Origin of the sequence: Mycobacterium sp. SM3041 (assembly GCF_039668335.1) — a bacterium.
Taxonomy (GTDB): Bacteria; Actinomycetota; Actinomycetes; order Mycobacteriales; family Mycobacteriaceae; genus Mycobacterium.
Map to the genome: position 1 here is coordinate 242,519 of NZ_JAYXBQ010000037.1, position 26,971 is coordinate 269,489.

Here is a 26,971-nt window from a genome sequence, read left to right on the forward strand (position 1 = left end):
CCCGATCATGGCGAACTCCGCACCGTTCCCGTCCTGGGACTCGTTCCCCAACTGGGACGCGGTGTCGTCGTTCTGGGCGTCGACCGCAGGTGGCGCACTCACCAGCGGCCCGGCCGGCGCCTACAAGTCCCTGTTCGACACGGTGCGCAGGCAGGTCGTCGGTCGCCGCATGACCGTCAAGCTCAAATCGGGAGAGATGACGCTGACGGTGACGGCCATCGATGCCGACCTCGACATGCGGAGCCTCTCGGTCGGTCAACTCAACACCGTCTCGATCTCGGCGTCCGACATCGTCTGGGATGGTTGGCAATTCGACAAGGCCACCGCTGTCCTGCACAACACCCACATCAAACCGACCAGTACCCCGGTCCTCGTGGCGGCACCGCTCGATCTGACCATCGAGATGTCCGCCACGGCGCTCGACAAGATCATCGACCGGGCGTCGTCGTTGCCGGGCCGGGCCGCGCCGAAGTTGATCGGCCGGATCGACGCCGGTGGTGTCGCGCAAATCCGTTGGGCCAGAAGGCCTGACATCGGCTATCTCGAGGTGGACGCGACCATCGACGGGTCGACGCTGTTCGTGAAACCGCGAATGGTCTCGTTGCGCCGGGCCCGGTGGCACCTGCCGAACCGGTTGCCCGCCTACCGGATTCAACTGCCGAAGCTGCAGCGTGAACTCGCGCCGACGTCCATCAGCTTCAGCCCCGAGACGCTCCAGTTGACCGGACGGATGCCCGAGTGGCGGGTAGCGGTGCCGCGCCGCCGCATCGAAGAGGCCGTCAATCAGCTCAACCAGGTGGGCAAGGCACTCAACCTCAGCTGGATGGCGCGCGGCCGCTAGCCGCCGATCCGCGGAATGCGATCGCCGAAGAGCCGCAACGCATTCTCGTAGCCGACTTTGCGGCGGTCGGCCTCGTCCATCGGATACGACGCCAGGAAGTTGGCCCCGTCGATGTTGTCGTCCATCGGATAGTCCACCGAGAACATGACGCGGTCGGTGCCCATGACCGCCAAGGTGCACGCCATGGCCGGTGGAGAGAAATTGCCGCTCGTGGTGAAGTAGAAGTTCTCCCGCAGGTAGTCCGACGGCAGTTTCTGCAGCCGGCCACCAGACCCGCCCAGGCCGTAGTACCGATCGGTGCGAAAAGCGGTGAACGGCAGCATCTCTCCGAGATGACCGAGAATCATCTGCAGGTTCGGGTGCCGGTCGAACAGGCCCGAGTAGATCAATCGCAGCGCGTGCGTGCCCGCTTCGACGGCGAACCCCCACGACGCCAGGTGCAGACCCTGGTCGACGTACGGCGCGAACCAGGCATCCATCACCGCCGGATGCGGGGTGGTGGGGTGCAGATAGAGCGGAACCCCCAGCGTCTCGGCGGTGGCGAACAACGGCTCGTAGGCGGGGTCGTCCAGATACCGGCCATGCGTGTGGCCGTTGATGAGCGCACCCACCAGACCGAGATCGACGACGGCCCTGCGTAATTCGGCAACCGCGGCGTCCGGGTCCTGCGTGGCGAGGGTGGCGAAGCCGCCGAACCGGTCGGGATACTGCCGCACCGTCTCGGCGAGATCGTCGTTGGCGCGGCGCGCATAGTCGGCGGCCAGCGCGGCGTCGTCGTACTCCTGCACGCCGGGGTCGAAGAGGGACAGGATCTGGAAGTCGATGCCGGCGGCATCCATCTGCTCCAGCCGCAGCGGCCCACGGTCATAGAGCCGGTCGAAGCCGAGGCGGTTGTTGGACTCCAGCCACGTCGCGACCACATTGCCGTCACTCGCCGGGTTCCACGCGTAGTGCTCTTCCAGCGCGATCAGGTGCATAGGCCGAGGATAAGTCAGAGAGCGAAGACCTGGCCGTCACGCGCGACGGTGATCTTGCCCCGGTAGCGGCTGCCGATCGCATCCCGCCACGTCGAGTCGGGCAGATCGGTGGGCGAATAGTGGCTCAGCACAACATGCTTGGCGCCCGCCGCCGCGGCGACTTCACCCACCTGCTCGGCGGAGGTATGGGACCGGACCAGGTAGCCGGGCGGGAACCTGCTGTTGTTGCCGCCGTCGGTGAGGCTGAATTGTGCTTCGTGCACCAGGACGTCGGTGCCCCGCGCGAGGGTGATCAGGTTGTCGGACTTGGTCGTGTCGCCCGAGAACGTGACCGAGACGCCAGCTCGCAGGAGGTCGAACCGGAAGGCAAAGGCCGGGTACACGTCGTAGTGGCTCACCAGGGTCGCGGTGACGCGCACGTTGTTGTCGGTCATGACCGGGAAGGGGTCGGTGCGCGGCGCCCGGTTCTGGTAGTCCGAGCCGGGTGGCACGACGACCTCGTGCACATTGACCAGGCTCTGGATGTCGTCGGTGCCCATGTCCCGGATGAAGATGTTGCTGGTGTAGGCGAAAGCCCGGTGTAGCGCATCCGTCATGGCCGCGATGCCCGGTGTGGGATCGGCCGGCTCGACGGTCGGTGGGTTGGGGTTGCCGACCTCGCTCGGCGGCAGCCCCCCGGCGGGGCCGGGTCCGTACACCGACACCGCGCCCTTACCCGGTGACGCGGTGTAGCCGCCGGACAGGAAGAAGCTGTAGTAGTCGACGATGTGATCGGTGTGCAGGTGCGTGATGAACAGGCTGCGCAGTTGGTCGAACCTCAGCCCCGCGTTCGTGAACGCGTTCAAAGAGCCCAGGCCGCAGTCGATCTGGTAGACGTCGTCACCGATCTTGAGCGCCGACGAGATGCCCGTCCGATTCGGTACCGGCGGCGGGCCTGCCTGCACCCCGAGCGTGATCAGTGCGTTCTGCGGCAGCGCCCCGCCGCCCGGCGCGGCTGAACTGCCGGCCGCGGTCGCCAGCGCGGCGCCGCCGAGCAGCGCGGACACCGACGCGGCAATCGCGGTGCGCCGGGAAATCGCATCGACGCCGTCGGCGCAGTCAGGGCCACACCCGTGCATGACGGCAACGTATCGCCCTTTTCGCCGAAACCGTGGTCTCGGCGCGCGGAATCAGCGTGCTGCGTTGCGCGCCAGGTCGATGGCGAACGACTTCACGAACGTGCCCGCACCGGGTTCCCCGCGGCCGCACGACCCGTCGGACTCGCCGACGCGCTTGACCCACAGGTACGCATCGGCGTGCGCGCCGGCGGTGTCGGTGGTGGGTGCGACGCCCAGCGCGCGGCCGTCCGGGTTGCACCAGTACATCGGGTCGCCTTCGGCGGGCCCGGCACCGTTGCGCGAGGTGTCGATGACGTAGTGCGCGCCGTTGGTCAGGCCGGAGATCGCCTCGCCGTACCCGATCTCTTCATTGGTGGTGAAGTAGTTGGTGGTGTTGAGGCTGAAGCCGCGGGCCTTGGCGACACCTACATCGTTAAGCCGCGAGGCCATGGTCTCGGCGCTCACCCAGCGCGAGTGCCCGGCGTCGATGTAGACCGCCGCCGCCGGGTCGCGGGTCAGCGTGTCGACGGCGTAGCGGATCAGATCGAAGCGCTCCTGCCGCTGGCCTGCGGACAGGCAGTCGGCCATCGCGAGCGCGTCGGGCTCGACGATGATCGCCGCCGGCGAGCCACCGAGGCCCGCCGCGACGCTGTCGATCCAGGCGCGGTAGCTGTCGGCCGAGCCGAATCCGCCTGCTGCGTAGCTACCGCAGTCGCGGTGCGGGATGCCGTACAGCACCAGCACAGGGGTGGCGCCCGCGGCGTTCGCGGCTCCGGCCAGCCCGGCGACGGTGCCGCCGACGGTCGAGGCGGGGAACGCCTGGTCCAGCCAGTAGGCCTGCGGCGTGTTGGCGATGGCGGTGAGCTCGGGGCTGGGCGGGTCGGCCTGTGCGGCGGCGGCCCGGGCCTTCGAGATCGGGTCGGCGTAGAAGGGCCGGCCGGCCAGCGGGTTGCTGTCGTCGACCAGCCGGATCGACGGGGCGGCGGCATCGCGCGGCGCCGGGTCGACGGTCAGGCCGACGCTCGCGACAGCGGCGACGGCGAGGAGGGGAGCGGTCCAGCGGGCGACAGCGCCAACAGCCGAAGAGATCACCTCAGGAAAATAGTTCGACTTGGTCAATAAGCGCCAATCGGGGGCCAAAGTTGGTGTGCGAGTGATCAATGTGGCTAGTTGCTACTTCGGCCCTCGTCCGAACCGATGCCCATCCTGTTCCTGCGAACACCAGGATCATCTCGGCCTCCCCACCCGGCCACCGATTGGCCGAATGTGGTGTGTAGACCCGGTTCCTTGGCGAGGACAAACGACGATGACCACAGTGAAGGCTCACGCGATTCCGTTCAGCGGGGTCCGGATGCGGTTCGACAGCGACAAGACATTCGATGAACTGAGTGCCGACTTGCTCGCCGATATCGGTACCGAACCCGCGCAGATAACGGACCTGCAGGCGCTGGCAGATCGCGACTGGAGCGCGTTCGCGGCAGACGTCGAGCGCCAGGCCGGGCCGAGCGATTTCATGTTGATGCACCTGATCGACCACACCCGGTGGCTCAGCACCGCCGGCGTAGAGCGCAGGGCCCTGCGCGTCATCCTGGGCAATCCGCTCATCGCGATCACCATGATTCGGCACGACCTCGCGGCCGGGCTCTTTGCTCCCGTGGAGGTCCTTCTGACGGAAGCTGATGGCAACCGGAGCGCCTTGACCTACGTCAAACCGTCGTCGCTGATGGTTGTCGATGACAACCCGCCGCTACTGGCGGCGGCACTGATCTTGGACGACAAACTCGCCGCCCTGGCCGCGAAGATCTCGAGCACCGGCGACGCAGCGTGAACTCGACCGGCGCGTCGGCTCTCCGTCAACACAGTTGATCTGGAGCCGCTGCCCTAACGGTGCCCGCCGCCACCCCCGCGGTTGATGACGCCCGTGCCGGGGTAGAGGTACCACTCGTCATCGCCGAACGGGAACTCGTCATCGCTCGCGATGACCGGCGGCGACGCGGCCGGCACCGACGTCGGGCCGCTGATCTCACTGCCCTGACAGACGGTCACCGACGGGTCGCAGATGTCGGCCTGCGCAGCCGGAGCGACCAGGACGCCAACCGCCACGCCGGCCGCCACGAACAGTGCCGTCTTCTTCGAGAGGTCCATGGCGGGTCTTGTCATCGCACGTCCGGAATGCGCTCCGGATGCAGCATCTCGGCGTAGCGCAGCTGCTCGGGGATGCCGAATCCGTCGACCAGCACCTCGGCGTACGGCCGGAGCTTGCGGCAGCGATCGTTGATCCCGGCGGTGACGGCCTTGGCCCGATCCATGGACAGGAAGCGGTGCTCGATGTACCACGCCTTGTCCTCTTCGATCACCGACAACGCATACAGGTCGCACAGGAGGCCGAAGATCTCGCGGGCCTCGGGATCGGTGCACGCATCGATGCCGGCGGCGAAAGACTCGAACACGATGCGGTCGATGTGGGCCGAGGCCGCGTGCAGCACGTGGTCCTGCACCGAGTTGAACGCCTCGAAGGGACTCATCTCCTTGGAGTTGGCCTGCAGTCGGCGGGCCACGGTCGACAACAGGTAGTCGGCCCGGTCCTCGAACATCTTGGCCTGCGTGCCGCGGTTGAAGAGGCTGCCCTCTTCCTCGTTGTCCTGCCGGGTGTCGAGCAGGTTCTGCAGGATGGTCTCGGTGCCGGTGCTGCGGCGCACACGCTCCCGCGCCGTGCTGGTCGCGAACTTCACCCACTCGAACGGGCTCATGCCCTTGATGTCGTCGGCGTACTCGGTGAGCAGGTGTTTGGCCACCAGCTGCGTCAAGACGTGGTTGTCGCCTTCGAAGGTCGTGAAGACATCGGTGTCGGCCTTGAGCGCGATGAGGCGGTTCTCGGCCAGATAGCCCGCACCGCCGCAGGCCTCGCGACATTCCTGGATGGCCTTGGTGGCGTGCCACGTCGCGGTGGCCTTGAGGCCCGCGGCCCGCGCTTCCAGTTCCCGCTGCACCTCGCCGTCGGGTTCTTCGACGTCCTGCAGATCGTGCAGGTCCGACACCAATTCGTTCTGCGCGAACTGCAGCGCGTACGACTTCGCGATCAGCGGCAGCAGCCGACGCTGGTGCACCAGGTAGTCCATGATGAGGACTTCGTCGTCGGTCTTCGGCGCCTCGAACTGCCTGCGCTGCAACGCATACCGGGTCGCGATGTCCAATGCGACGCGCGCGGCGGCCGCGGCGCTGCCGCCGACCGTCACGCGGCCCCGGATCAGCGTGCCCAGCATCGTGAAGAACCGCCGGTTCGGGTTTTCGATCGGGGACGAGTACGTCCCGTCCTCGGCGACGTCGCCGTAGCGGTTGAGCAGGTTCTCCCGCGGGATGCGGACATGGTCGAACTGGATGCGCCCGTTGTCGACACCGGGCAGTCCGCCCTTGTAGTGACAGTCCGAGGTCCGGATCCCCGGTAGGTCGTTGCCGTACTCATCGCGTATCGGCACGATGAAACAGTGCACGCCGTGGTTCTCGCCCTTGGTGATCAGCTGCGCGAAAACCGCTGACACCTGGGCTGATTCGGCCGCACCGCCGATGTAGTCCTTGCGCGACGTGGGCGTCGGTGAATCGATGACGAACTCGCCGGTGGCCGGGTCGTACGTGGCGGTCGTCTCCAGGGACTGCACGTCACTGCCGTGCCCGGTCTCGGTCATGCCGAAGCAGCCCACGAGGTCCAGGTCGATGGCCTTGCGCACGTACGCCTCATGGTGGCGTTCCGTGCCCAGGTTGTCGATGGCGCCGCCGAACAGGCCCCACTGCACGCCGGCCTTGACCATCAGCGACAGGTCGCTCATGGCCAGCATCTCGATACGGGCGATGGTGGCGCCCGCATCACCGTTGCCGCCGTGGCCCTTCGCGAAGGCGTCCTCGGCGGCCCCGCGCGACGCCATGTACTTCATCTGCTCGGTGACCTTGGCCCGGGCCACCGCGGTGTCCGGGGTGTAGTGCGGCTTGAACAGCTCCGCGGAAAGCTCTTCGCGAATACGGTCTTTCACGTCGCGCCAACGCCCGTCCAGGGCGTAACGGAGATGTTCGGCGGTCGTCGTCACAAAGAGTCCCCTCCATCGCACGGTCGCGGTGACGACCGCATGGTCCATCTAGCGTTCAATGCTGATGCCGTACAGATCAATGCTATGCGGCAGCGACTTCTGTGGGTTCAGCGTAGCGCCGCGCAGCACCGGACCGGATTCGTTCAGTACGTGCGCCAGGAAGGCCTGCCCGAGGAACACCGACAGGCCGGCTCCCGGGCAGCCCTGCGGGCCGTGGCTGAAGAAGTTGTACGACCAGTCGCTGCCGGCGTCCCCGCTGACCCACTCACCCGGTGAGAACCGGTCGGCGTAAGGGATCCGGTCGCGGTTCCGGTGATTGAACACGTTGTAGATGAGGACCTGCTTGCCTTCGGGCAGCACTGCGCCACTGGGGAATTCGATGTCCCGGGTCGCGACTCGACCGAACAGCCCCGTCGTCGGCCACAACCGCATGGTGTCGAGCAGGCACCCGCCCAGATACTTCAGCGAGGCGATGCCCTGGCCCGAGTTGATGTCGGCCGACCCCATTTCCGCCCGGACCTCACGCAGGTTCTCCGAGTGGGTGGACAACACCGCAAGGGTCCGGAAAGCGTTGGCCGCCAGGGTGTCCCCCATCGCGAACAGCCAGTGGATCACCTGACTCGCGGGACTCGCCGTCTCCGGTGGCGTCGTCTCTGCGATCAGCGCGGCCAGACTGCCCGGCTCAGGATCCTTCAGGTAGGACTCGATGTGCCCCACGAACTCCGGGTAGCCGGGCGCCGGCTCGCCGGGCATCCCGTTGCCCGCCGACATCAGTTCGCTGAGCTGTGAGGTGAGCCTGGCGTCGTCCGCGGCCTTGTCACCGAAGACCACGCTGCGCGTCAACCGCTGGAAGGCGGCGTTCCACGCCGCCCACTTCAGCTCTCCGGAGCCCAGGCCTTCGACGGTCCGCGCGACCTTCTCGACGAATGCCTGCGCCAGCCGGTGCACCGGGTGGCCGGTGTCCAGCACCGCCTCGGCGAACCGCCTGCGGTCCTCCCACGGCTGCCCGCGCGAGATGGTCAGTGCGTCCGGCTGGAACGCCGCCATGCCCTCGCGTTTGGGCTTCGGGTCGGAGGCGAACGGGTCGGGCGATCCACTCAACACGAACTCCAGGTCGTCGGGGTGATGCACCAGCAATGCCTCGTCGGCGACGACCCGCACATAGAACGGACCGGGCCCGTAACTGCGGACCATGCCTTCGACAAGCTGGTACCCCAAGTAGTCCGAACCCAAACCGGATGCGATGCGCGTGGGCAACTCTCGCTTGTTGAACAGTCCCAGAAGGACATTCGGCACGCCGATCTGGGCGGTGAACCGAACCCCTTCGACGATGGATGCGTGCGGGAAATCCTCGGCCATCGTCCGTCAGCCCCAGGGCAGGTAGGCGCGGACCGAGTCGGCCAACTGCACCACCGGGTTCTTCTTCCCCGGCACCGGTGCACCCAGCTTCGGCCACGGTGCGAACACCCGCTCGACGTCGCCGATCACCGGCTCCAGCTCCGGGTAGTGCCGCAGCATCACGTCTTTCATGGTGTTGTTGTTCACCCAGTCGAACCCGACCTGCGTGTACACCTCGGGCTTGAAGTCGTTGGTGAAGAAGCGGTCGCTCTTGAGCCGGCGCGACGCCATCAGGATGAAGATCCGGAAGGCGGTGTCCGAGAAGCCGAATCCCTTCGGCGGCTGCTCGGCCTGCATGCCGATCTGCAGGTCGACGGCGTCGACGTCACCGTTGTAGACCTCGTTGATCTCCCGCGCCCACTGCTTGTTCGGCGTGATGTCGTCGATGGTCTTGCGCCGCGGCATCCGCAGTGCTTCGCGGAAGTCGTTGTAGCGCGGCACACCTCGCTCCCGGTCGCGCACGATGTCGAGGGTGGCGAGGTCGGTGACCTGGCCGTCGACGCGGGTCAGGTTGCGCAGCGCGTTCGGGTAGTTGTGCAGGCACACCGCGCCGGCGCTGGCGAGCCCGAAGGAGTACCACATGTCGCCCATCTGGAGCTTGTCCATGAAGCCGCGCGTGTAGCTGCCCTGCAGCTGGGTGAAGTCCGCCTTGACCAGGTGCTCGCCGGACTCCAGCGAGAAGAAGTTCCAGTCATCGGGGATCAGCGGGTGCATGCGGTAGACCGAGACGAATTCCTCGGTCAGAGAGAAGGGCGCGGCGTGGTGATCGGTCGACGATCCGACGACACCCGAGAGGGCCTCGCTGTCGCCGATGCGGCCGATCTTGTCGCGGAACGTTTCGCCAAGCGCGCCATACCAGTTCGCGTTCATGCCGATCTGCAGCGCGGGGTGCCGCAGTACGCACGGCGTCCACTCGACGGTGTGGATCTTGGCGATCAACGCCGACACGACGAGCACACCGAGTTCGAAGAGGCGCTGGTCGTCGAAGCTCGGGTAGGCCTTCTTCAGTGCGTCACAGACGGCGTTGTGCTCACGCGCGAACATCGTGTGCAGCAGGCCGGTGCCGACCCAGTAGTTCTCTTTCATGCCGGTGAGGTCGATGCCGGGGATGTCACTCTCGGGCAGGCGGCCGCTCGGGTCGACCTTGACCTTGCCGTCGACGAAGGTGCGAATCTCCGCCTGACGTTCCTTACCGCTGCCGTAGACCTGCGAGCCGTCCCACCAGTGGGTCTCCGCATTGGCGAAAACCGGTGCGGGACAACCGTCGGCGATCTCCCCGCGCAGCGGGATGGTGCACCGGATCTTCATGGGGTTCTCGGGGAAGTGGTCGTCGGCACTGAGCGGGATGTCGATGGTCTTGTCCGCGACACCGTCGCCGTGGAAGAACCAGTTGTGGTTCTCGAACTGCAACCATGCGGCGGCGAGTGCGTTGATGATGCCGGCGGGCTTGAAGTCGTCGCGGGCCATCAGCTTGCGGCTGATGACGCGGGGGTCGGGCTTGAGGAGTCGCTTGACGTCGGTGACGGTCATCGACAGCGGGACGTTGCGGCCGAAGCCGGTGCCCTTGGCGCCCATGTGCGGGTCTTGGAGATCGTTCCAGGTGCCATCAGGCTGACGAGCGCGACGCACCTCGTCGGTGGGCTGGCCCAGGTCGTCGGACGGCCGCATGCCGTACGCCTCGTAGAGGTTGTGCTCACGCAGCTCGTCACGGGTCTTGGACAGCGCGTTCAGCTGCAGCAGGAGAGAAGGATATTCGTGCCATTGTGACGGAATCATGTTGTCGCCGTTTCTTTTTCGAAGTTGGTCGGTGGTCGTCGGATGATCTGGGATCCGTCAGCGAGGCGTGCGCAGCGCGAAGTATCCAATCTTGCTGAACCGGTCTGCGCCGGTGTTGAACAGAATCTTGCCGAGGTAGACGCCGGGTACCAGCTCCACCAACTCGTCGCGGATGCTGCGGATCACCAGCCGCGGATTGGATTCCACGTTGGCGTAATCGATGACCATCACCTGGCGGTCGGGATCGTCCTTGCCGGCTTCGACATACGTGGCGAAATCGAAGGCGAGTTTGCCCGACTCGGCGTCACGCATCGAGTACAGCGGCCACAACAATTTGCCGACCAGGCCGGTACTGCGCGTCAGCCGGTTGTCCCCGGTACCGCTGTCCGAGTCGAAGCGTTTGCCCTGCCACGGCATCCAGAGAGCGGTGACGGCCCGGGTCACCGTGTCCAACGCGGGGTTGGTCGTCGTCATGACCAGGATGCCCTCGGTCGGACCGTCCAGATCGACGGGCGGCGTACCCAGCCGGAAAAGGTCGTTGAGCTGTGCTTCGGCGGCATCGGCATTGTTGTCGGCCAAGGTGGAGAGCTCGACGATCCAGCTCCACGCCGAGTCGACCGCGCCCGGTTGACCCTCCGCCGCCGATTTTCGCAACCATTCCAACCTGTCGTCCGCAGCAGAATCTGCGGTGGTTTCTTGTTCGCTCATCGGCACCATTTCCGTTGAATTTCGAGCACCCGCGGAGCATGATAGTGATCTGCGCCACTCTTCGCGGGCATTTCAAGACGATCGTCCAAACTTTGCCGGCGCGCGCAGAAGTGCCTGATCAGAGGAATAGACTTAGAATTTCCCGCCAGTTCACTGCCACCTCATCAGCCACTGGAGCCCTGTGGATACCGCCTCGAGCCGCGTTGCAGGCCGGTTGTCGGGTCCGCGCGGGCAAAAGTTCGCTACGCGCCGCCAGGCACTGGCCGCCCAGGCCACCAGCGGGCTTGCTGAACTGGGTTTCGCGCGGGCCAGCATGCGCGAACTCGCCCAGCACTGCGAGATATCGCTCGGCGTTCTGCACTACTACTTCGACGACAAGGACGACCTCGTCATGTGCTGCGTGCGGCAGTACAAGGACCACTTCATCGACCGGTACAACTCCATCGTCATCGACGGCAGCTCCGGGCCGGAGCTCAAGACCCGCATCAGCAGCGCGCTGAGCAATTCCCTGCGCGAGTCGGCCGTCATGCACCGGCTCTGGTACGACCTGCGCACCCAGGCGCTCTTCGACGACCGTTTCGCCGCGAGCATCAACGAGATCGACGACAGCCTTGCCGCGCTCACCTGGAAGGCCGTCATCGCCTACGCCGAGCTCACCGAGTCCGCCGTCATCGTCACGCCCGCCATCGTCTACGCGACGGCAGACGGCCTGTTCCACCGTGCCTTGCGCGACCTGATCACCGGAGACCCCGACGCGCCACAACGACTCGCACATGAAATCGAGTCGGCGCTGGACGATTTCGTCGGGCCGCCGGCCTGAGCATCCGCCCGGGGTCGCTCGCGACGCCCTACCGTGGTCGGACATCAAGATCAGCCCTCGGCGCGATGTCTGCGACCGTGCGGATTCGTAGCGTCGATGCCATGACACACGCACACGTTCCGACCCCCGCAGAAATGCTGCGGGATTGGCTGCGCCACAGCGCTCAGCAGTTCGCCGACGCGGTCACCGCGGCCGGCACGTGGATTCAGAGCCGCACACATTGGCCCGAACACCGGGCCGACTACTACCCGCCGCGGCGCGACGAGTCCTTCGAGGAAGCGGCCATGGCCCGCGAAATGTACCGGCTCTGAAGCGCTTTCACCGCTACTCCGGCCCACGATCGCTGCGTTTGGCGAACTCGGCCGGCGAGCATCCGACCACCCGCGCAAATGCCGCGCTGAAGGCGCTTGCCGAGCTGTAGCCGACCTTGCCGGCAATCGCCGACAGCCCGGGCCGGTCGCCCAGCAGCATTTCCTTGGCCCGTGCGACCCGCCATTCCGTGAGGTACTGCATCGGCGGGATGCCGACGGTGCGGGAGAACCGCTCGGCAAAGACAGCCCGGGACATGCCCGCCGTGCGCGCCAGCTTCTCCACCGTCCACGGCCCGGCCAGGTCTGCGTGCAATGCCCGGAGCACCCCGGACAACGCCGGATCAGCCAGTCCCCCAAGCAATCCCTGCTCGACCGACGCGTGGTCGGTCTCGAACCGCCACGCCTCGATGAGCAGCACCTCGACCAGGCGCTCGAGGATCAGGTCCCGGCACCTGTTGTGCTCGCCGGCCTCCTCGGCGATCAGCTCCACGATGCGGCCGAGGCGGGACGCGCCCGGTTCGCCGCGCCGAATGAGAATCGCCGGGGGCAACAGCCGGGCAACCAGTTCCGCGTTCGCCCGGTCGAACTGGAAGTACCCACCCAGCATCCGCATCGTCGGCGCGCCGTCGCCGTAGGCGGCGTCACCCTCGATGTCGATCGGCGCATCCGTGGGCGGCAGCGCCGGATCGCTCGCCAACACGAAACTCGGTGTCTCCGGCAACAGCAGAAAGTCACCCGCGCGGAGTTCGATCGCGTCGCCGTCCTCGGGACAGAACCAGCATGCGCCTTCGAGCATCACGCAGAAGGACGGATCGGTATAGCGCGGCTTGCGGACGCTCCATTGACCGCCACCGGCCACGATCTTCGACCGCACCGCCCGGCACCGCAACAGCGCGACGATGAAATCGAGCGGGTCCGTTGCCATTTCGACACGGTACCCGCGACCGGACGAGTACGTGTCTATTCGCTGTGCGCGGCGACGAGGGCCAGCGCGTCCGGGCCCGCCGCGAACCGCAGCCGGCCCGACGTATCGGTCGCGGCCTGGTAGACGACCTCGGCCACGTCGGACGCCGTTGTGAACACGTCGACGTCGCCGAACGCGGCCATGACCGGTCCCGCGAACTCCAGGTACTCGGGAGGCAGCAGGCCGTCCATCCGGTCGGCGCCGTTGGCGGCGAAATTGGTGCCCGGTCCATAGCCCGGCTCGACGAGTTTGGCAGCCACTCCGAAGAATTCGAGCTCCAATGCCAGCGAGCCGGTGAAACCTTCGATCGCCGCCTTGCTCGCGGTGTACACCGCTGCCAGCGGCATCGGCGCCAAGGTCGCACTGGAGGTCACGTTCACGATGACACCGGACCGCCGTTCACGGAATTGCGGGACAACGGCCTGCGTCATGGCTATGACGCCAAAGGTGTTGGTCTCGAATACCTCCCGTGTCGTCGCCATCGGGGTGGCCTCGAACGCGCCCACCACCCCGACGCCGGCATTGTTGACCAGCACGTCGATCGGACCGGCGGCTGCGATGGCGCCGGCGATGCTCTGCGGATCCGTGACGTCGAGCGCCAGCACCCTGATTCGGTCCGAGTCCGGAAGTAGTTCGGGCCGTGGCGTTCTCATGGTCGCGACGACATTCCAGCCTTGCGCATGGAAGTGCCGGGCGATCTCCAGCCCGTAGCCCGACGAACAACCCGTGATCAGCACTGTCTTCATAGCTCAAAACGTAGAGTCACCGAACGCGACGATCAATGCGCTTTCGTCTGAGATCCATGCGTGATCGTCTTGGCGACCTGGCATGCTGCAAACGGCACTGCCGGCGGTCGACCGCCCCCGTTCCCGTGGAATCAGGGCGACGGTAAATCTTCACAGCCCGTGCACGGCCTCCTAATTTCGGGGTGATGGCGTGCGCGCCTGACCGATAGCCGTCGACGTGAGGAGCGTGATGACCACCCGCGAGGCCCCGGTGGCCGCCGCGGCACCGGGTACCGAACCTGCTGCAGTGCAGTCGGTTTCCTGGATCAGCCGCGTCCGCGCTCGGCGCTGGGAAATCCTCCGCTGGCTGTCACCGCTGGCGGTACTCATCCTGTGGCAGGCCGGCAGCGCGTGGGGCCTCATCGATCCCGAGGTCCTGCCGGCACCGCAGACCATCGCGGAGGCCGGCATCGAGCTGATCGGCAACGGTCAACTCGCCGAAGCACTGCGCGTTTCGGGAATCCGCGCGGCTGAAGGACTCCTCCTCGGCGGCGTCATCGGCGCCGCTCTCGGCGCCCTCGTGGGCTTCTCGAAGTGGGCGGACGCCACGGTCGACCCGACGATGCAGATGATCCGGGCGCTGCCCCACCTCGGCCTGATCCCGCTGTTCATCGTCTGGTTCGGCATCGGCGAACTGCCCAAGGTGCTCATGGTCGCGTTGGGCGCCGCGTTCCCGCTCTACCTCAATACCTCGTCGGCAATCCGCCAGGTCGACCCCAAGCTCTTCGAAACGGCTGCCGTACTCGGCTTTTCGCCGCTTGAGCGGCTGCGGACCGTCGTCATCCCCAGCGCCGCACCGCAGGTCCTCGTGGGGCTGCGGCAGTCGCTGGCCATCTCGTGGCTCACGCTGATCGTCGCCGAACAGATCAATGCCGACTCCGGTGTCGGCTACCTCATCAACAACGCGCGCGACTTCCTCCGCATCGACGTGATCATCTTCGGTCTCGTCGTCTACGCGCTGCTCGGCATCATCACCGACGCGCTCGTGCGGATCCTGGAGCGCCGTGCCTTGCGCTATCGACTCTGAAAGGCACCCTGTGACAGCACTTTACGAAGTACCCGTGGAACCGCCCGCGGTATCGGAACCACCCGCAGCGGAGTTGCGCTCGGTATCCAAGTGGTACGGCGCCAATCGGGTGCTCGACGATGTCAGCCTCCGGGTGAAGCGTGGCGAGATCGTCGCGCTCGTCGGGCGCAGCGGTTCGGGCAAATCGACCATACTGCGAGTGCTTTCCGGCCTCGCCGGTGATTTCCAGGGCGAGCGCGAGGTCCAGGGCGCGCCCGCCGTCGCGTTCCAGGAGCCCCGGCTGTTCCCGTGGCGATCCGTGCGCGACAACGTGCGCTACGGCCTGACCCGCGCCAAACTGTCCCGCGCCGAAGCACTTTCCCGCGCCGATCAGGCCCTGGACGAGGTGGGCCTCGCCGACAAGGCGCAGTCCTGGCCACTGACCCTGTCGGGTGGGCAGGCACAGCGCGTGTCGCTGGCCCGCGCGCTGGTGGCGGAGCCTCAACTGCTGCTGCTCGACGAGCCATTCGGCGCGCTCGACGCCCTGACCCGGCTCTCGATGCACCGACTGCTCCTCAACCTCTGGCGCCAGCACAACTTCGGGGTGCTCCTGGTCACGCACGACGTGGACGAGGCCATCGCATTGGCCGACACCATCGTGGTGCTCGAGCACGGGCGGGTCGCGCACACCCTGGCGATCGAGAGCCCGCGCCAGCCGCACGACCAGCGCGACCGGCGCACCGACGACTACCGCACCGAGCTGCTCGCGCAACTCGGTGTCTGACGGGAGAAGACTGTGAAACATTCACGGGCAGTACGACTGGTATCCATCCTCGCCGCCGGCGCATTGCTCAGCGCCTGCGTCTCCAGCCGGGACAGCAAGCACGACGTGGCGGTGCCCCAGACAGTTCCGGCATCGGACCTGGCCGGCCTGACGCTGCAGGTCGGTGATCAGAAGGGCGGTACCGAGTCGCTGCTCCGGGCAGCCGGGGAGCTCGACAACGTGCCCTACAAGGTGCAGTTCTCGACCTTCACCTCCGGGCCGCCTCAGGTCGAGGCGGCCACCGCGGGCAAGATCGACTTCGCGGTCACCGGGAACACGCCGCCGATCTTCGGCGCCGCGGCGGGCGCGAAAATCCGTGTCATCGCGGCCTATTCGAACAGTGCCGCCGGCGATCAGATCCTCACCCCGACGGGCTCAGCGGTTCATACCGTGGCCGACCTCCGCGGGAAGAAGGTCGTCGTCGGCAAGGGCAGCTCGGCACACGGCCATCTGCTTCTCCAGCTGCAGAAGGCCGGCCTGACGGTCAAGGACATCCAGCTGGTGTTCCTGCAACCGGCCGACGCCTTCACCGCCCTGAGCCAGGGACAGGCCGACGCCTGGGCGATCTGGGATCCGTACACGGCCCTGGCCCAGAACCAGCTGAAGGTCCGTACCGTCGCCACCGCCGAGAGCGTCACCAACGGCTATGGATTCGGCATCGCCTCGGTGGCGGCACTGCAGGACGCCAAACGCAACAGCGCGCTGGCCGACTTCGTCCAGCGGGTCGCCCGGGCCTCACGCTGGGCCAAGGACCACCCTGACGAGTGGTACCAAAAGTACGCGGCCGCAATCGGAATCGATCCGCAGGTGGCCCGCGTCGCACAGTCCCGAAGCCTGCGGCTGGCCATACCCATCAACGATGCGGTGATCGCCTCTGAGCAACAGCTCGCCGATGCGTTCACACAATCCGGACAGATCGACCACAAAACCACCTTCTCGCAGTTCGTCGACAACCGGTTCGGCGATCAGTTGTCGCAGTTCTGGACCACCGCAAAATAGGAGGATCGTCTTGGCCGCCAAGTTCTTCTGGTTCCTGCCCACAAACGGTGACAGTCGCTCGATCGTCGGCGCGTCACACGCGTCATCGCACCACACGGTTCCGGCGTCATACCGCAAGCCCAGCCTGCGCTACCTCGGTGAAATCGCCCGCGCTGCCGACCGCCTCGGGTTCGAAGGCGTGCTGACGCCGACCGGAACCTGGTGTGAGGACGCCTGGTTGACCTCTGCTGCCCTGCTCGAGCAGACCGAACGACTCAAATTCCTGGTTGCCTTCCGGCCCGGCCTCGTGCCACCCACCCTGGCCGCGCAACAGGCGGCGACTTTTCAGCGATTCTCCGAAGGACGCCTGCTGCTCAACATCGTCAGCGGCGGCGACGACATCGAACAACGCCGGTTCGGTGACTGGCTCAGCCACGACCAGCGCTACGAACGCACCGGCGAATTCCTCGAGATCGTCCGCGATATCTGGCGCGGCGGCCCCGTGGACTACCGCGGCAGGCACTACTCCGTCACCGACGCGCGCGTGTCCGAGCCGCCGAACCCGTTGCCGCAGTTGTATTTCGGCGGATCGTCGCCGGCCGCTCTGCCCATCGCGGCCGAGCACGTCGACGTCTACCTGACGTGGGGCGAGCCGCCGGCTGCCGCCGCGGCCAAGATCGCACAGGTGCGCGAACTGGCCAAGGCCCGCGGACGCACCCTGCGGTTCGGCATCCGGCTGCACACCATCAGCCGCGACACCTCCGAGGCCGCCTGGGCCGTCGCCAATTCCCTCCTGGCCGAGCTGACGCCCGAACAGATCGCCAAAGCCACTGCGCTGCATGCCAATTCCGAATCCGAAGGACAGCGGCGCATGACGGCGCTGCACGGTGGCCGGCTCGACCACCTCGAGGTCTACCCGAACCTCTGGGCCGGTGTCGGCCTGGTCCGCGGCGGCGCCGGGACCGCGCTCGTCGGCAGCCATGAGGAAGTGGCGTCGCTGATCTCCGAGTACCACGACCTCGGATTCGACGAGTTCATCCTCTCCGGCTACCCGCACCTCGAAGAGGCCTACTGGTTCGCCGAAGGCGTGCTGCCGCTGCTGCGCAAGCGCGGCGCCCTGGCCGCCTAGCCGAGATTCGCGCCGGGATCGTCGAGATCGCTGTGCTGCAACGCCATCGGGGTGATCGCCGGGAGATCACCGCCGGCGACCACCATCCGGGCAATCGGGGTGAGCGCCTGGAACAGGGTCTCGACCTCGGCGTCGCTCAGCACGTCGAGCGTCGGCAGCGCGGCGGCATCGGTGCGGTGCTCGATGTCGGTCTTGAGTTCGCGTCCCGCGTCGGTCAGTGAACCGTCGGCCGTCAACAGACCCCGTGCCGCCAGGCGCGCGGTGACGGCGTCCCACTCGGCGTCGTCGTAGTCCCGCGTGGACACGACCTTCTCCTTGGTCGTGCGGCCCGCCGCGACATGCAGCACGTTGCTCTCGCGGCCGGTGATGCCGGCGGCAACCAGGGCCGCCACGTGGGCGTCGCCGCGCTGTTCGCGCAACAACGTTGCCGCGTGCCACAGCGCGGCCACGGGCTCGTCGGGCCACGGCACGGCGGACAGGGCGGCGAACAACGGCCGGCCGTCGACGGCGGCACCGCGCGCGACGCGGCCGAGCAGATCGGTGGCGGTACGCAGGTTGTCGTCCGCGGTGAGCCCGTAGCGGCGCAAGGCGGCGACCGCCCCCGCTTCCCGGGCCGCCAGAGCCTGCTGGGGTGTCGCGATGTCCCACGCGCCGGCCAGCGACTTCGCGACGCGATGGGCGGCGAAGTTGTAGAAAACCGCCTCCACGACTTGCGGCGGCACCGGCCCCAGTGGCGCTGACCTGGTGACGAAGTAGCCGCTCCAGAAGCTGCGATAGCCGAGGTCGACGGCGGCGGCACGCGCCTCGGGCGCGAAGTACGTGATCGCGTGCACGGGTTCGTAACGCTCGAACAACCGACGGGCCAAAGTGGGTGTGCGGGCCATGCTGCCAGTCAAGCACGGGCCCCGGGGCACCCGCGAACAGCCACGGCAGTCGCCGCGATCGCGTGGTTTTGGGCACATTTGCCTCCGCTCGGCGCAGGTAGACGGCGCATCGACGTGTGTTGCCGCCCCCTCGCCGCGTAGGGTGCTTTGGTCGGCCTCAGCGAACATGTCGATAGAAAAGTTGGGCACAGTCATGACGACAGCAGCAGAAGCGTCGCCGCTCGAAGCGCGGATCGGCCACCACTACCAGATGGACGGCACCTACCTGGTGGGCCGCGAGAAGCTGCGCGAGTACGCCCGCGCGGTGCAGGACTACCACCCCGCGCACTGGGACGTCGCTGCCGCCAATGAGCTCGGCTACGCCGATGTCATCGCGCCGATCACGTTCACCTCGACACCCGGCATGAAGTGCAACCGGCGGATGTTCGAGTCGATCGTCGTCGGTTACGACACCTACCTGCAGACCGAAGAGGTCTTCGAACAGCACCGGCCGATCGTGGCGGGCGATGAGCTGGTCATCGACGTCGAGCTGACGGCGGTCCGCCGGACCGCGGGCCGCGACTTCATCACCGTGACCAACACCTTCACCGACACCAAGGGCGAGCGGGTCCACACCCTGCACACCACCGTCGTCGGCGTGACGGCCGAGGACATCGACGGCGACGTCAAGACGGCCGTGCAGAAGGCCATGATGCACGACATGAACATCCTGGACATCGGCTCCGAGGAGTACCGCAAGACGGTGCGGCCCGAGGGCGAGATCCGGATCGCCAGCGACGCGGCCCGCACGCCGGGGACGCCGTTGTTCGAGGACGTGTCCGTCGGCGACGAACTCCCCGCGAGTCACCTGCGGTTGTCACTCGGCGACCTCGTGAACTACGCCGGCGTGGCCGGCGACGCCAACCCGATTCACTGGGACAAGGAGCTGGCGCAGCTCGCCGGGCTGCCCGACGTCATCGCCCACGGCATGCTGACCATGGGCCTGGGCGCCGGATACGCCTCGTCCTGGTCCGGCGACCCCGGTGCCGTGAGCCGCTACACCGTCCGCCTGTCGGCGCCCGCGGTGGTGCCGGCCACCGAAGGCTGCGATATCGAGTTCAGCGGCAAGATCAAATCCCTGGACCCCGAGACCCGCACGGGTGTCGTGATCGTCGGCGCCAAGTCGGGCGGCAAGAAGATCTTCGGCCTCGCCACCATGGACGTCCGCTTCCGCTGATCCCGCTACTGCGGGAACAGAACCGCAGGATTACCCGACATCGCCGACCACCGGCTGATGCGGTTGACGATCCGCCAGCCTTCGGGCCGGCGGGCCCAGGTGTCGGTGTACTCACCGTTGGTATCGAACGTTTCGGCCGCAAGCGGGCCGACGCCCTGGTGCCGGGCCTGAACGTACGCCCGGGTCACGGCCGTGTCGTCGTCACCGACCTCGACCTGGATCGAACCGATGAGATGTTGTGTGCCACCGCACTTTTCGAGGTACCGGCGGAACGTCGCCACCAGCGCGGGCAGGCCTGACTGCGGCCCTTGGTCGCCATAGTCGAACGTGACGTCATCGGCGAAGACCTGCGACGCCTCCGCCCATCGCTTGCCGTCGACCACGCGCGTGAACGTGCCCAAGCCCGTCCGCAACTCCTCGGCGTCCACCAACTTCTGCACGGCGATGTGCATTGCGGCGTCTGACATCCAGCTCTCCGTCCTGCTCGTCCCCCGCATCCTAGGGCGGCAGCAGGTCTTGTCGGTCCCACCCAGTTGGAGTAACGTCGCCATTGGAATAATGTTGCTATCTCAACTGGTACCGGAGGAGCCCATGAAGTCCGTCCGCCTGCAGGACGTCGCGATGCCCAAAGCCGAACGCCGGAGAATCGACCGCCGGTACGACTTCCTGCTCAAGCTGCACGGCAAGAACGGCAAGAAGGCCCTGGCGATAGCGGAAGCCCCGCGGATCGACAACGGCTACTTCGGGCCCGAGTCGATCAGCTGGAAGGTCTACGAGAACGTCATGGTTGCCGGAATGGGCGCTCTGTCCGGGCTTTTCATCTCGGTGCTGGACCCCGACGGGGCGTACGGCGTCGGCCACCACACGACGTACTACTACGACACGATCGGCCGTATCCGGCGCAGCCTGCACTTCTTCGCCGGCGCCGTCGCGGGCGACACCGCCAGCGCCGAAAAAGTCGGAGTTGACCTGTTCCGCAAGCACTCTCACATCACCGGCGAGGTACCCGCGACCGGCGAGCTGTTCCAGGCCAACCACGTCGAGACCCTCAAATTCACCTACGTCGTGGGCTGGCCACACCTGTGGCGCGCGTACAAGGCCTTCGGCGACCCGAATGCGACCGACGAAGAGGAGCGCCAGTTCTACCGCGAGCAGGTCAAGGTGTGTCAGCTCATGGGAATGCCGGCAGGCGAGCTGCCGGACACCCCCGAGGATGTCGAAGCCTGGGTGCAGCGGGCCGAGCAGGAGCTCATGGCATTCACCCGCCCGGCGCAGGAACTCACCGACTTCATGACCCACCCCCCGGTGACCCCACTGAACCCGAACCTCGTCATCGGAAGTCTCATGCGCGTGGCGATCTGGGCCGCCATCCCGCTCCTGACGCCGTACGTCCGGCAGATCTGCGGCCTCGATGACTACCGGCTGCGGCCACGGCTGGGCGCACTACTGGTCAAGGCGACCGTCAAGGCTCTGGAGAACCCGGTCTTCGACCGCGTCTTCATCCCATACTTCGGCCCCGAAATGTGGGGCCATCTGCACAACGTGATCCGCCATGCCGACAGCACCGGCTTCGTCGAGATGACGCACGACCCCGGCCTGACACTGCAGCACGGCAAGCGCGGCACGATGTGCCCGTTCGCGCCGACGGATTCGGCCGACCGCACGAATGACGCTGTGGGAGCGGTCAGTTGAGCCGGGTCGATGTCATCAGCAATGAGCGTGTGCTGGATGATCGGCACCACCTGCACGAGTTTCAGGACTTCTGGCGCGACGGGCCGGTGGCGCTGGTGTTCCTGCCGCAGTTCGGCAGCGCCTTCGGCCTGGCCCAGGCCAGAGAGTTGACCGCGCACTTCGATGAAGTGGAAGCGCTTGGCGCCCAGGTGATCCTGATCGGCATCGGCACCTCGATCCAGGGCTTCACCTTCCGGAAGCGGGCCGGTTCCCGCACTCCCGTCATGGCCACCCAGGACCACACCCTGTACCGCACAATGGGATTGGCCGCCCGGCGGCGATGGTTGAACCCGATCCGGAATGTGAGCGCCTTCATCGATTTCGTCCGGGCCGGGATCTACCCCTATCAGCGCACCGGCGATCCGCGCCGGCTCGGTGGCGTGTTCGTCGTCGAACGAGGCGGACGGCGGGTCGCGTGGGAACACCGCGCGCGGTACGCCGCGGACCTCGCGGCCGGGGCCGACGTCGTCGCAGCGCTCCGCGCCGTTGTGGCACAACGGGTGACCGCGGGGACGGACTGACTCGGCACTACTTGCCGACGACCAGCGCGTCGAACCACAACCGCATGTTGGCGACCATCAGCGCCGCGCCCCGCTCGGCGTCGATCGTGCCCAGCGCCTGGGCCATGGCGATGCCCGCGCCGGTCGCCACCGCCACTTCGATGGCGTCGTCCATGAGCGGGTGGTCAGCCGGAACCCCTTCCGGCACGGCGTCTTCGAGCAGCACCCGCGTCGATTCCTTGAACCGTTCCAGTGCTTCACGCGCCTTGGCGAGCTGCTCGGGGTTATGGAAGGTGCTGGTGACGTATTCAGCGGTCAGCACGACGAGGTTGGGCTCCGCGCCGATGCGGGCCCACCAGCTCGCCAGGGCCGCCAGCCGGTCGTCGGTGGATACGCCGGCTGCCACGAGCGGCCCGAGCAGTTGATTGAGTTCGGCCATGGAGCGGTTGCGGATGACCTCGAGGCACAGCGCTTCTTTGCCCTCGAAGTTGCTGTAGACGGCACCGATGGTGCGTCCCGCCTCTGCCGCGATGGCCGCCAGCGACGTGGCGTGGTACCCGTTGGCATAGAAAAGTTGCTCCGCGGCGTCCAGCAATTCCTGCCGCGTCTGCGCTTGGCTCTCCGCCCGCGTCAGCACCTTCCGAGCCGCCACCACGTCCTCCACATCCTCCGCACGACGAGCCTCGATACTATCGCTATCCAGATAACAGGCCAGCTTAAGGGCCCTTTTCCAGTCCTCGGCGTGCCTTCAGATAGCTATGCCATCCGAATGTGGTAGTTATTTAGGATGGACAAAGCCGCTACCCCGGGTACCGACAACCCGTTGCTCGACGAGCTCGGACAACCGCGGGAAGTACTCGAGAAGCTCACCCCCGAGGAATCAGCCCAGCTGCTCGGTCTGCTCAGGAAGGCGAAGGTGGCACACCAGCGCAGCCTGAACGACTCACTCGACGACGGGCTCAAAGTCCTGCCCCGGCTGATCCGGCCCGCCGCCCGCAAGATCCTGTTCGGACGGTGACGTGATGGCCGACATCCTGACCCGCGCACAATTGTCGCTGCTGGCCGCGCTGCTGCAGACCGATGCCGCCGACCTTGCCCGCCTCGAACGACTCGGTGCCGACGACCTCAAAGCCCTGCGCAGCGCACTGTCCGACGCGCTGTTCGACGAACAGGCCGAGGCCTTCGCACGCGTCGGCAAGCTCGCGCCGCTGATCCCAAATGCCTTGGTGGTCACCGTCGCTCACCGCGCGGTACCTCCGGAAGTCGCGGGGCGCGTCGGGGGCGCAGTGGGACTGGCGCACGGAGACCGCGCCATCGGCGTACTGTCCGGGCTCAAACCGAGCTACCTCGCCGACGCGGCGCCATACGTCGACCCTCGGGTCATCCCGCACTTCGCCCCGCGACTGCCCGCCAAGCTGCTGATCCCGGCGGCGATGGAACTGCTGCGGCGCCGCGACTACCTGACCGCATCGCGGTTCGTCGAATTCGCCACCGACGAACTCATCGTGGCGTTCGAGCGGGCCATCGACGATGACGAGGGCATCATCCTGACCGGCGTGCTGGTGTCGGACACGCACGTCATGAACGACATCATGCGCGCTGCCGGACCAGACCGGTCGTTGCGCATGGCCCGGGCTGCCGCCACCGGCAAGCCGGAGGTGCTGGCAGCGCTGCTGTCGCTGCTGAACCGGATCGACCCCGAGCTCGCGCGCCCCGCGGTCACCGAACTGCTCGGCCATCCGGACGTCGCCGTCGTGGTGCACGTACTCGAGGTCGCCCAGACTGAAGGCGTCGTCGCCGAGGTCATCGAGATCTCGGCTGTCCTGGACGGCGAGGCCCGCACGCGCCTCGCGAGCCTCGAAGCCTGGCAACGGATCGCCCGCGAAACTGAGTCCTGGACACACGAGACACCTGCGTAATCGGGCCGGTACGTTGATGGCGTCGTTGCACCGATTCCGTGGGAGGCAGCGTGGCACGCCGACTGCCTGAGGGACGTCTTGCGCGGGGCGGCAAGCTGGGCGCCCTCGCCGCGAAGCAAGCCGTGCGCGGCGGCCGCACCCGCCTGTCGATGGTCGGCCGGTCGGAACGCGCCAAGGAACTGCTGGCCGAGCGTGCCACCATCCAAATGGCCGAGAATCTCGTGACGGTGCTGGGCTCCATGAAGGGCGCCGCGATGAAGCTCGGCCAGATGCTGTCGGTGATCGAATTGGATCTGGTGCCCGAATCGCACCGCGAACAGTTCCGGGAAAAGCTCGCCGCGCTGCGGGATCAGGCGCCGCAGGCGCCGTTCAGCGCCATGCGCGAGGTCATGGAAACCGACCTCGGTCCCCTGTCGGACGTCTTCGCCGATTTCGACGAATCCCCCACGGCCGCAGCATCAATCGGCCAGGTGTACCGAGCCCGGTTGCGTGACGGTCGCGACGTCGCCGTCAAGGTTCAGTATCCGGGCGTGGATCGGGCCATCCAGGCCGACATGCGCAATCTCGCGCTGTTGATGAAGCTCTGGCGGCTGTGGCCGTCGGCGAACACCGCCATGCTCGACGAGATCACCCGGAACTTCGAGAGCGAGCTCGACTACCTGCGCGAGGCCGAGACGCAGCACTTGGTGGCCGAACAGTACCGGGGACATCCGTTCATCGTCGTCCCCGACAGCGTCGTCGAGTTCTGCACACCGCGGGTGCTGGTCACCGAATACCTCGATGCCGCAGGCTTCGAACACATGCGCACGCTGCCGGCGACCGACCGCAATCGCATCGGAGAACTGGTCTACCGCTTCTATATCGGCTCGCTCTTCACCAACCACGAATTCTGCGGTGATCCCCACCCCGGCAACATCATGCTGGCCACCGACGGTCGCGTCGGCTTCGTCGACTTCGGGCTGTACAACCGGATGGACCCCGCGAACGTGGCATTCGAGCTCGATTGCTTCCACGCCGCGATCGAAGGCCGTGCCGACGACCTGTACCGCCTGATGCTGGGCCGCGGCATCGTGGACACGGAATCCGGTGTGACAGCCCAGGATTGCCTGGAGTACATCTGGGCCGCGAGCGAATGGCACATGATCGACGAGGACCTCACCATCACGCCTGAGCTGGCCACTGGCGCCGTCGTCTCGGCCATCGATCCGCGGCAGACCGAGTTCGCGGGGATGAAGCGGCAGATGCTGCCGCCCGAGCATGTCTTCTCCCGGCGCGCCGACTTCCTCACCTTCGGCACACTGGGACATCTGCAGAGCACCAACAACTGGTACCGCATCGGCCAGGAATGGTTCTTCGGCCGACCCGCGGAGACCGAGATCGGCCGCGAGATCGCGCGCTGGCGAGCGAGCCGTTAACCCACGACGGCCACGCTGTCCGCGGCCAGCACCTCGGCGGCCGCCCGCTCCCCAGAGCGCACCGCACCGTCGATCCAGCCGCACATGATGGCCGAACTTTCCGTTCCGGCCCAATGGATCCGCCCGCACGGGGTCCGCAGCGCGTGGCCGAACTCGGTGAGCACGCCGGGCGGTGCGTGACTGATCATGCCGCCGCCGGAGTAGCGCTCGACCGTCCAGTTCTGCTCGTGGTAGCTCACCGGCGACGCCGCCTTCGCCCCGAACCGGTCGACCAGTTCGTTGACGACGACGGCCTTGCGTTCCGCCGCATCGAGCAGCCCGAGCGCGCGCGCGGCCGGGCCTTCGGTGATGACGCACATGATGCCCGGCGTGCCGGTGTCGGTGCAGGCGTCGATGGTCAGCGTGGCCGGACTGCCCGGTGCGGCCGATTGTCCGCACAGGCCGTCCGCACGCCAAAACGCCGTCTCGTAGACGATCGAGATCTTGTAGACGGCGCCGCTCGGCATGCGCCGATGCAGGAACATCCGGTCGACGGGAAGCCCTGGCTCGTAATCGATTTGGGAGGCGACGGCCAAGGGTACGGCGACGATCGCGTGCCGGGCCCGGACCGTCAGCCGCTCGGCGTGGACGGTGACCCCGTCGTCGTCCTGCGCGATGAGGTCCACCGGGCACGAAAGATGCAGCGCGTCACCGAGTTCGGCGGCCATCTGGCCGTAGATCGCGCCCATGCCGCCGCGCACCCGGGCGTCCTGCGCGCCGCCGGCGTTGGAGATGACGAACACGGGTCCACCACCGGACCCCATCTGATGCAACGCCCACAACAGTGATGTCTCCGATGCGGCCGAGGTGTACACCCCGGCCATGGCCATGTCGAGCATCTCGCGTGCCTGATGCGAGCGGATGTTGCGATGCAGCCACTCCCCCAACGTGATTCGGTCCCACTCGGCGGCCTTCTTGGCCTGCCACGGGGCGTCGAACGGGATGGTCTTGCACATCTGGCCGATCTCGAGGAGGCCGGCGCCGAGATTGGCGATGGCCCACGGGCTCATCGCCCACGGGATGGTGCCGGAGTACCGGTGCTTCTTGCCGTCGACGATCATCATGGCGTCGCCGTCGACGTACTCCTTGTATTCGGCCACACCGTATTCGGCCATCAGGGCCTTGATGCGGTCCTGCCCCGGACCGACCCATGCGCCACCGCGGTCGATCCACGTCCCGTCGGGAAGGACCTCGGTGAAAGTACGGCCCCCGACCCGGTCCCGCGCCTCGAGCAGGGCCACCGAACGGCCCGCCTGTTTCAGCCGCAGGGCGGCGGTCAATCCTGCGAAACCCGCTCCCACAACACAAAAGTCGACATCGGCCGACATGAGGCGCCCCTTCGCTTCCGAAGTTCCGTTCTCGTTCCACACGCCTGCGATCAGGTGCGGTGGCCAGGCCAGCTCATCGACGGCGAGGGTGGGCTGAGCTCAAGGTACGCCGGCCACCGTGGTGCCGAATCCGGATTCGCACAAAATATGCGCGCGCGTAAATGCGGATTTGGTCCGGCGCCGATAGCCTCGGCCTCCCAGCAGAAATGCGGTGGCACGCGTCGGACCCGTCTGGCATAATCGCACA

The 26,971-nt window shown here is 66.9% G+C and carries 28 protein-coding genes; 14 read left to right on the plus strand and 14 right to left on the minus strand.

Annotation, left to right across the window (positions count from 1 at the left end):
- The first annotated feature begins 7 nt into the window (after positions 1 to 7).
- The gene (locus VXD91_RS10360; protein WP_346415312.1) at positions 8 to 841 is read left to right on the plus strand and encodes a hypothetical protein; all 834 of its coding nucleotides are present in this window, start codon (positions 8 to 10) and stop codon (positions 839 to 841) included.
- Here the strand turns inward: VXD91_RS10360 and VXD91_RS10365 are convergent.
- From VXD91_RS10365 to VXD91_RS10375, 3 genes are read right to left on the minus strand one after another with little or no spacing between them, the layout of a single operon-like run.
- Positions 838 to 1,818: an amidohydrolase family protein gene (locus VXD91_RS10365; protein WP_346415314.1), complete on the minus strand. Its 981-nt coding sequence runs from the start codon at positions 1,816 to 1,818 to the stop codon at positions 838 to 840. The genes VXD91_RS10360 and VXD91_RS10365 overlap by 4 nt on opposite strands.
- A gap of 14 nt (positions 1,819 to 1,832) precedes the next feature.
- On the minus strand, positions 1,833 to 2,936 hold the full coding sequence (locus VXD91_RS10370; RefSeq protein WP_346415315.1) for an MBL fold metallo-hydrolase: 1,104 nt from the start codon (positions 2,934 to 2,936) through the stop codon (positions 1,833 to 1,835).
- 51 nt (positions 2,937 to 2,987) lie between these two features.
- On the minus strand, positions 2,988 to 4,007 hold the full coding sequence (locus tag VXD91_RS10375; protein WP_346415316.1) for a glycoside hydrolase family 6 protein: 1,020 nt from the start codon (positions 4,005 to 4,007) through the stop codon (positions 2,988 to 2,990).
- Between the two features lie 214 nt (positions 4,008 to 4,221).
- On the opposite strand from VXD91_RS10375, the gene VXD91_RS10380 reads away from it, so the two are divergent.
- Positions 4,222 to 4,743 carry a DUF302 domain-containing protein gene (locus tag VXD91_RS10380; RefSeq protein ID WP_346415318.1) on the plus strand — a complete coding sequence of 174 codons (522 nt, stop codon included), beginning with the start codon at positions 4,222 to 4,224 and terminating at the stop codon, positions 4,741 to 4,743.
- A 53-nt stretch (positions 4,744 to 4,796) separates the two neighbouring features.
- Here VXD91_RS10380 and VXD91_RS10385 read toward each other — a convergent pair whose 3' ends face one another.
- The 5 genes from VXD91_RS10385 to VXD91_RS10405 are packed head-to-tail and all read right to left on the minus strand — an operon-like array spanning position 4,797 to position 10,876.
- Positions 4,797 to 5,075, minus strand: a complete 279-nt coding sequence (locus tag VXD91_RS10385; RefSeq protein WP_346415319.1) for a hypothetical protein — start codon at positions 5,073 to 5,075, stop codon at positions 4,797 to 4,799.
- A complete protein-coding gene (locus VXD91_RS10390) occupies positions 5,072 to 6,994 on the minus strand; it encodes an acyl-CoA dehydrogenase (RefSeq protein ID WP_346415320.1) in 1,923 nt (640 codons plus the stop codon). The genes VXD91_RS10385 and VXD91_RS10390 overlap by 4 nt, the downstream gene beginning before the upstream one ends.
- A 48-nt stretch (positions 6,995 to 7,042) precedes the next feature.
- Complete coding sequence (locus VXD91_RS10395; RefSeq protein WP_346415321.1) at positions 7,043 to 8,353, minus strand: cytochrome P450; 1,311 nt, start codon at positions 8,351 to 8,353, stop codon at positions 7,043 to 7,045.
- A gap of 6 nt (positions 8,354 to 8,359) precedes the next feature.
- Complete coding sequence (locus VXD91_RS10400; RefSeq protein ID WP_318984076.1) at positions 8,360 to 10,168, minus strand: peroxidase family protein; 1,809 nt, start codon at positions 10,166 to 10,168, stop codon at positions 8,360 to 8,362.
- Positions 10,169 to 10,225: 57 nt separating this feature from the next.
- Positions 10,226 to 10,876, minus strand: coding sequence for a hypothetical protein (locus tag VXD91_RS10405; RefSeq protein WP_346415322.1), 651 nt, complete (start codon positions 10,874 to 10,876; stop codon positions 10,226 to 10,228).
- A 181-nt stretch (positions 10,877 to 11,057) separates the two neighbouring features.
- Between VXD91_RS10405 and VXD91_RS10410 the strand changes: the two genes are divergently transcribed.
- Positions 11,058 to 11,696: a TetR/AcrR family transcriptional regulator gene (locus tag VXD91_RS10410; RefSeq protein ID WP_346415323.1), complete on the plus strand. Its 639-nt coding sequence runs from the start codon at positions 11,058 to 11,060 to the stop codon at positions 11,694 to 11,696.
- 101 nt (positions 11,697 to 11,797) lie between these two features.
- Positions 11,798 to 12,007: a hypothetical protein gene (locus tag VXD91_RS10415; protein ID WP_131810201.1), complete on the plus strand. Its 210-nt coding sequence runs from the start codon at positions 11,798 to 11,800 to the stop codon at positions 12,005 to 12,007.
- A 13-nt stretch (positions 12,008 to 12,020) separates the two neighbouring features.
- Here the strand turns inward: VXD91_RS10415 and VXD91_RS10420 are convergent, their stop codons facing one another.
- On the minus strand, positions 12,021 to 12,932 hold the full coding sequence (locus tag VXD91_RS10420) for an AraC family transcriptional regulator (protein ID WP_346415324.1): 912 nt from the start codon (positions 12,930 to 12,932) through the stop codon (positions 12,021 to 12,023).
- Between the two features lie 35 nt (positions 12,933 to 12,967).
- The gene (locus VXD91_RS10425; RefSeq protein ID WP_346415325.1) at positions 12,968 to 13,717 is read right to left on the minus strand and encodes an SDR family oxidoreductase; all 750 of its coding nucleotides are present in this window, start codon (positions 13,715 to 13,717) and stop codon (positions 12,968 to 12,970) included.
- A 229-nt stretch (positions 13,718 to 13,946) separates the two neighbouring features.
- Between VXD91_RS10425 and VXD91_RS10430 the strand changes: the two genes are divergently transcribed.
- From VXD91_RS10430 to VXD91_RS10445, 4 genes are read left to right on the plus strand one after another with little or no spacing between them, the layout of a single operon-like run.
- Positions 13,947 to 14,783, plus strand: coding sequence for an ABC transporter permease (locus VXD91_RS10430; RefSeq protein WP_346415326.1), 837 nt, complete (start codon positions 13,947 to 13,949; stop codon positions 14,781 to 14,783).
- A gap of 34 nt (positions 14,784 to 14,817) precedes the next feature.
- The gene (locus VXD91_RS10435) at positions 14,818 to 15,546 is read left to right on the plus strand and encodes an ABC transporter ATP-binding protein (RefSeq protein ID WP_346415327.1); all 729 of its coding nucleotides are present in this window, start codon (positions 14,818 to 14,820) and stop codon (positions 15,544 to 15,546) included.
- Positions 15,547 to 15,558: 12 nt separating this feature from the next.
- A complete protein-coding gene (locus VXD91_RS10440; RefSeq protein WP_346415328.1) occupies positions 15,559 to 16,584 on the plus strand; it encodes an ABC transporter substrate-binding protein in 1,026 nt (341 codons plus the stop codon).
- Between the two features lie 10 nt (positions 16,585 to 16,594).
- Positions 16,595 to 17,692 carry an LLM class flavin-dependent oxidoreductase gene (locus VXD91_RS10445; protein ID WP_318984088.1) on the plus strand — a complete coding sequence of 366 codons (1,098 nt, stop codon included), beginning with the start codon at positions 16,595 to 16,597 and terminating at the stop codon, positions 17,690 to 17,692.
- On the opposite strand, the gene VXD91_RS10450 is transcribed toward VXD91_RS10445, so the two are convergent.
- Complete coding sequence (locus tag VXD91_RS10450; RefSeq protein ID WP_346415329.1) at positions 17,689 to 18,576, minus strand: hypothetical protein; 888 nt, start codon at positions 18,574 to 18,576, stop codon at positions 17,689 to 17,691. The genes VXD91_RS10445 and VXD91_RS10450 overlap by 4 nt on opposite strands.
- A 193-nt stretch (positions 18,577 to 18,769) precedes the next feature.
- Here VXD91_RS10450 and VXD91_RS10455 point away from each other — a divergent pair, with 193 nt between their 5' ends.
- Positions 18,770 to 19,792 (plus strand): fused (3R)-hydroxyacyl-ACP dehydratase subunits HadA/HadB, encoded by a 1,023-nt coding sequence (locus VXD91_RS10455; RefSeq protein ID WP_346415330.1) that lies wholly within the window; start codon positions 18,770 to 18,772, stop codon positions 19,790 to 19,792.
- A gap of 5 nt (positions 19,793 to 19,797) precedes the next feature.
- Here the strand turns inward: VXD91_RS10455 and VXD91_RS10460 are convergent, their stop codons facing one another.
- Positions 19,798 to 20,259: a nuclear transport factor 2 family protein gene (locus VXD91_RS10460; protein WP_346415331.1), complete on the minus strand. Its 462-nt coding sequence runs from the start codon at positions 20,257 to 20,259 to the stop codon at positions 19,798 to 19,800.
- A gap of 124 nt (positions 20,260 to 20,383) precedes the next feature.
- Here VXD91_RS10460 and VXD91_RS10465 point away from each other — a divergent pair, with 124 nt between their 5' ends.
- Entirely contained in the window at positions 20,384 to 21,484 is a 1,101-nt protein-coding gene (locus VXD91_RS10465) for an oxygenase MpaB family protein (protein ID WP_346415332.1), read from the plus strand.
- Positions 21,481 to 22,044: a peroxiredoxin-like family protein gene (locus VXD91_RS10470; protein WP_346415333.1), complete on the plus strand. Its 564-nt coding sequence runs from the start codon at positions 21,481 to 21,483 to the stop codon at positions 22,042 to 22,044. Before VXD91_RS10465 ends, VXD91_RS10470 begins: the two co-directional genes overlap by 4 nt.
- Positions 22,045 to 22,051: 7 nt before the next feature.
- Here the strand turns inward: VXD91_RS10470 and VXD91_RS10475 are convergent, their stop codons facing one another.
- Entirely contained in the window at positions 22,052 to 22,675 is a 624-nt protein-coding gene (locus tag VXD91_RS10475) for a TetR family transcriptional regulator (protein ID WP_029104817.1), read from the minus strand.
- Positions 22,676 to 22,810: 135 nt separating this feature from the next.
- Between VXD91_RS10475 and VXD91_RS10480 the strand changes: the two genes are divergently transcribed.
- From VXD91_RS10480 to VXD91_RS10490, 3 genes are read left to right on the plus strand one after another with little or no spacing between them, the layout of a single operon-like run.
- Positions 22,811 to 23,041 carry a hypothetical protein gene (locus VXD91_RS10480; protein ID WP_346415334.1) on the plus strand — a complete coding sequence of 77 codons (231 nt, stop codon included), beginning with the start codon at positions 22,811 to 22,813 and terminating at the stop codon, positions 23,039 to 23,041.
- Positions 23,042 to 23,045: 4 nt separating this feature from the next.
- Positions 23,046 to 23,942, plus strand: coding sequence for a hypothetical protein (locus VXD91_RS10485; protein ID WP_346415335.1), 897 nt, complete (start codon positions 23,046 to 23,048; stop codon positions 23,940 to 23,942).
- A 50-nt stretch (positions 23,943 to 23,992) separates the two neighbouring features.
- On the plus strand, positions 23,993 to 25,357 hold the full coding sequence (locus VXD91_RS10490; RefSeq protein WP_346415336.1) for an AarF/ABC1/UbiB kinase family protein: 1,365 nt from the start codon (positions 23,993 to 23,995) through the stop codon (positions 25,355 to 25,357).
- Here the strand turns inward: VXD91_RS10490 and VXD91_RS10495 are convergent.
- Positions 25,354 to 26,724: an NAD(P)/FAD-dependent oxidoreductase gene (locus VXD91_RS10495; RefSeq protein WP_346415337.1), complete on the minus strand. Its 1,371-nt coding sequence runs from the start codon at positions 26,722 to 26,724 to the stop codon at positions 25,354 to 25,356. The genes VXD91_RS10490 and VXD91_RS10495 overlap by 4 nt on opposite strands.
- Positions 26,725 to 26,971 lie beyond the last annotated feature (247 nt).

Coding starts and splice junctions, on each gene's coding strand:
- VXD91_RS10360 (WP_346415312.1), top strand. CDS start 8: ATGGCGAACTCCGCACCGTTCCCGTCCTGGGACTCGTTCCCCAACTGG.
- VXD91_RS10365 (WP_346415314.1), bottom strand. CDS start 1,818: ATGCACCTGATCGCGCTGGAAGAGCACTACGCGTGGAACCCGGCGAGT.
- VXD91_RS10370 (WP_346415315.1), bottom strand. CDS start 2,936: ATGCACGGGTGTGGCCCTGACTGCGCCGACGGCGTCGATGCGATTTCC.
- VXD91_RS10380 (WP_346415318.1), top strand. CDS start 4,222: ATGACCACAGTGAAGGCTCACGCGATTCCGTTCAGCGGGGTCCGGATG.
- VXD91_RS10385 (WP_346415319.1), bottom strand. CDS start 5,075: ATGACAAGACCCGCCATGGACCTCTCGAAGAAGACGGCACTGTTCGTG.
- VXD91_RS10395 (WP_346415321.1), bottom strand. CDS start 8,353: ATGGCCGAGGATTTCCCGCACGCATCCATCGTCGAAGGGGTTCGGTTC.
- VXD91_RS10400 (WP_318984076.1), bottom strand. CDS start 10,168: ATGATTCCGTCACAATGGCACGAATATCCTTCTCTCCTGCTGCAGCTG.
- VXD91_RS10405 (WP_346415322.1), bottom strand. CDS start 10,876: ATGAGCGAACAAGAAACCACCGCAGATTCTGCTGCGGACGACAGGTTG.
- VXD91_RS10415 (WP_131810201.1), top strand. CDS start 11,798: ATGACACACGCACACGTTCCGACCCCCGCAGAAATGCTGCGGGATTGG.
- VXD91_RS10420 (WP_346415324.1), bottom strand. CDS start 12,932: ATGGCAACGGACCCGCTCGATTTCATCGTCGCGCTGTTGCGGTGCCGG.
- VXD91_RS10425 (WP_346415325.1), bottom strand. CDS start 13,717: ATGAAGACAGTGCTGATCACGGGTTGTTCGTCGGGCTACGGGCTGGAG.
- VXD91_RS10430 (WP_346415326.1), top strand. CDS start 13,947: ATGACCACCCGCGAGGCCCCGGTGGCCGCCGCGGCACCGGGTACCGAA.
- VXD91_RS10450 (WP_346415329.1), bottom strand. CDS start 18,576: ATGGCCCGCACACCCACTTTGGCCCGTCGGTTGTTCGAGCGTTACGAA.
- VXD91_RS10455 (WP_346415330.1), top strand. CDS start 18,770: ATGACGACAGCAGCAGAAGCGTCGCCGCTCGAAGCGCGGATCGGCCAC.
- VXD91_RS10460 (WP_346415331.1), bottom strand. CDS start 20,259: ATGTCAGACGCCGCAATGCACATCGCCGTGCAGAAGTTGGTGGACGCC.
- VXD91_RS10465 (WP_346415332.1), top strand. CDS start 20,384: ATGAAGTCCGTCCGCCTGCAGGACGTCGCGATGCCCAAAGCCGAACGC.
- VXD91_RS10480 (WP_346415334.1), top strand. CDS start 22,811: ATGGACAAAGCCGCTACCCCGGGTACCGACAACCCGTTGCTCGACGAG.
- VXD91_RS10485 (WP_346415335.1), top strand. CDS start 23,046: ATGGCCGACATCCTGACCCGCGCACAATTGTCGCTGCTGGCCGCGCTG.
- VXD91_RS10495 (WP_346415337.1), bottom strand. CDS start 26,724: ATGTCGGCCGATGTCGACTTTTGTGTTGTGGGAGCGGGTTTCGCAGGA.